This is a genomic window from Halococcus morrhuae DSM 1307, from assembly GCF_000336695.1.
GTDB classification, from domain to species: Archaea; Halobacteriota; Halobacteria; order Halobacteriales; family Halococcaceae; genus Halococcus; species Halococcus morrhuae.
On the sequence record NZ_AOMC01000080.1, the window covers coordinates 1 to 2,775 of the forward strand.

General features: G+C 53.7%; 4 protein-coding genes and 1 pseudogene. 4 read left to right on the forward strand and 1 reads right to left on the reverse strand.

Annotated features, from left to right (window positions below; genetic code table 11):
• Nucleotides 1-87: 87 nt before the first annotated feature.
• Nucleotides 88-867: pseudogene (locus C448_RS05510) on the forward strand (IS630 family transposase); the annotation flags it as partial.
• Between the two features lie 141 nt (nt 868-1,008).
• Nucleotides 1,009-1,281, forward strand: a complete 273-nt coding sequence (locus C448_RS05515; RefSeq protein ID WP_004052494.1) for a hypothetical protein — start codon at nt 1,009-1,011, stop codon at nt 1,279-1,281.
• Between the two features lie 64 nt (nt 1,282-1,345).
• Here the strand turns inward: C448_RS05515 and C448_RS17185 are convergent, their stop codons facing one another.
• On the reverse strand, nt 1,346-1,501 hold the full coding sequence (locus tag C448_RS17185; RefSeq protein WP_455429050.1) for a DUF7563 family protein: 156 nt from the start codon (nt 1,499-1,501) through the stop codon (nt 1,346-1,348).
• A gap of 238 nt (nt 1,502-1,739) precedes the next feature.
• Here C448_RS17185 and C448_RS05520 point away from each other — a divergent pair, with 238 nt between their 5' ends.
• Together C448_RS05520 and C448_RS05525 are read left to right on the forward strand one after the other, a co-directional pair.
• A complete protein-coding gene (locus C448_RS05520) occupies nt 1,740-2,021 on the forward strand; it encodes a PadR family transcriptional regulator (protein ID WP_004052496.1) in 282 nt (93 codons plus the stop codon).
• A gap of 95 nt (nt 2,022-2,116) precedes the next feature.
• Entirely contained in the window at nt 2,117-2,554 is a 438-nt protein-coding gene (locus C448_RS05525; protein ID WP_004052511.1) for a TRAM domain-containing protein, read from the forward strand.
• Nucleotides 2,555-2,775: the final 221 nt, after the last annotated feature.

Here is a 2,775-nt window from a genome sequence, read left to right on the forward strand (position 1 = left end):
CGTGTGTCACGTCGAATCGTCGGTTAGAGCCGCTAAGAGGTGTATTCAGCTACCCCACCCCTTCGCTGTCTGTCGATCAACAGAGCAAAATCACAAGAGGTTCAGCATCTTCTCATGGACGAATTCGATGTTGAGTACCATCCAGATTATCTCGGTGCGTTCCTCCGAGATCTTGGGCTCTCGTATGCGAAACCACGGCCAAAGCGTCCATATCAGCCGGAGAACCCAGACGAAATCCTCGAAGAGCGCGTCGATGACGCGCTCGACGAGGACGAGCAGCCACACAACAAACGCGTGGGTGATGACGAGGAAGGATGGATCGTCGACGAGGACGTCTGCACTGATGGCGGCACCGTGATTGGATTCTTTGATGCTTCACATCCTCAGCCGTACGATAATTCACGACGTGTCTGGTACGTCGACGATCCACACGTTGAACGCCCGTTGGTCAAAACTGAGGACTCTGCGGTCGGATTCTACGCGCTCAACGGAGAGAGTGTCGTGAGGTTCACCGAAGACGAGACGAAAGAACGTATTTGCGAGGTGTTAGAGTCGGTCCGCGAGCAGAATCCCGGCAAGCGGATTCTGCTCGTCCTGGACAAGCACGGATCGCACGTTTGCGCGTACACGCGCAAGCGTGCGCATCAACTCGGCATCGATCTCATCTTCTTACCGTCAGGATCGCCGCATCTCAACCCAATCGAGAAAGTGTGGGACTACCTCAAGTGGACGATGTGTCCAATCATCGTAGAGAATGAGAGCGAATTCAAATCTCTTGTCAAGGATGTTTTCGAACAAATCACTCGCCGAATCAGCTACGCAAACAACTGGTGTGAGAAGTTCCTTGATCTTCAGAAATTATCTTAGCCATTAGCCTTTCTGGGCAGACTGGTTAGAAGATGCTGAATTGAGATATCCCTCACCCCTTTTGTCTATGAAAACCCTTCGTGCTGCCGAGAGACAGCATTAGGCACTAACTTTTACACTCATTCGTACGCAACGAGATGCATGGGACGGTTCGCCGAGAGAGAACGAGAACGGTATCGCGTCATCGTTGAACGATCGGGTGACAACGATGATATGACGATGGAAATCGAATCAGGGCCGACTGAACTTCCATCGGTAGTCGGCGACGCCATAGCAGGTCTGACGCACTGCGACGTGACCGCGTATCGGTTGGACGAAGACGGAAACAGAGTCGGCGAACCAGCCTATGAGGAACGAATCGAAGACCCATACGAAGACGAGCGGGAGCTATCGAGTACGAATTCACCCTACTGAGACGAGATATGGATCCTCGCTCAGGGTTCGCCATCCGATCACTAGTGAGGTGAGCGATCAGCGGTTACTGCCGAGATGATTTTGCCTCGCGTACGTCATTTCCTTCCCGAACCATGTCAGGACAGTTCGGGCAGACGCGCACGGTGTCCATCTCAGTCGGGGCGAACACGCGAACGTACTGCTCGGTGACGAATTCGCCACAATTTAGACAATCTGGCATAGTAGAGACGGTTAACCCTTGGAACTTCATTCTATCGCCCTACATTCGAAATTTGCGTTGCGGACGATCGTTCGAGACGTTGGGAGAGCGTGGGTTAGATGAATGATCTCTGGATTTCACGTGTACAATGCCTCCTTCGAGCAGTTTTCGACGGGTTTGGAGAGTGAATCATGCCGGATGGCTCATTCGTTATCCGTCTATCGATATATTTTACTGCTAGAATAACCACCTTCGATATATGTACGATCTGACTGGCTTCCAGCGGGATCTGCTGTACGTTGCTGCCAGCGAGGACGAACCGCATGGTCTTGCGCTCAAAGACGAACTCGAACAGTATTACGAGAGTCAAATCCACCACGGACGACTCTATCCGAATCTCGACACGCTCGTTGAGAAAGGGTTGATCGAAAAGGGCCAGCTCGACCGGCGAACGAACTACTATCAGGTGACGCAACGGGGTTATCGGGAGATCGAGGCCCGTCGTGAGTGGGAAGACCAATACGTTTCGCCGGAGATCTGATAGCCCATGCGTAGTGTTTCAGTTCCTCGGCCGCGCGCTTTCGATAGCAATTCCTCGGGAGTAATGGTGACCGATGACGGCGGTGAGCACGTCTAATGGTCGAGATACCCGATCGACTGGCGTGTCTATTCACCGATTCAGTCACCGAGGCAGGCGATTCCTACAGTATCGAGGTACCAAAGAAGGAGCTCGACGTGGGAGCGATTACGGCCGGCGAGACCTATCGAGTGGTGATCCTCGAGGATGCAGCGCCCGCGGGAAGCGACGACCAGCAAGACCCATCGACGAATTCGGCAACTTCAGCGACTTCGAAGCCACCAGTGTCTCAGGGAGCGATCCGCGAGGTGACCATCGAGTCGTTGGGCGATCAGGGTGATGGGATAGCAAAAACCGATCGTGGATACGTGCTGATCGTCCCGGGAGCGCGTCCCGGCGACGAAGTGACCGTCGAGATCACAGAAGTCCGCGAGAACGTCGCGTTCGCAGAGGTTCGATCAGGCCGAGATCAGGGCGAGACGTCTGACGATCAGTAACTCCCTTTCAGCCGAAGCGGGCAGTATTTGTCGAGAGAAACCACCTGACGCAGGTGCATTTATCACTGTATCTGTACTGTGTTCGCTTGGAACAACTCATGGCCAGCACGTCAGACGACCCTCGAAATTTCATGCTCTGTTGATCGCCGGTTCCGTCCGGTGATTCTACCGCTGAGTTCAGGGGAATTGGACGCCTTCTTGCGGTATGGAACGTTTGCGAC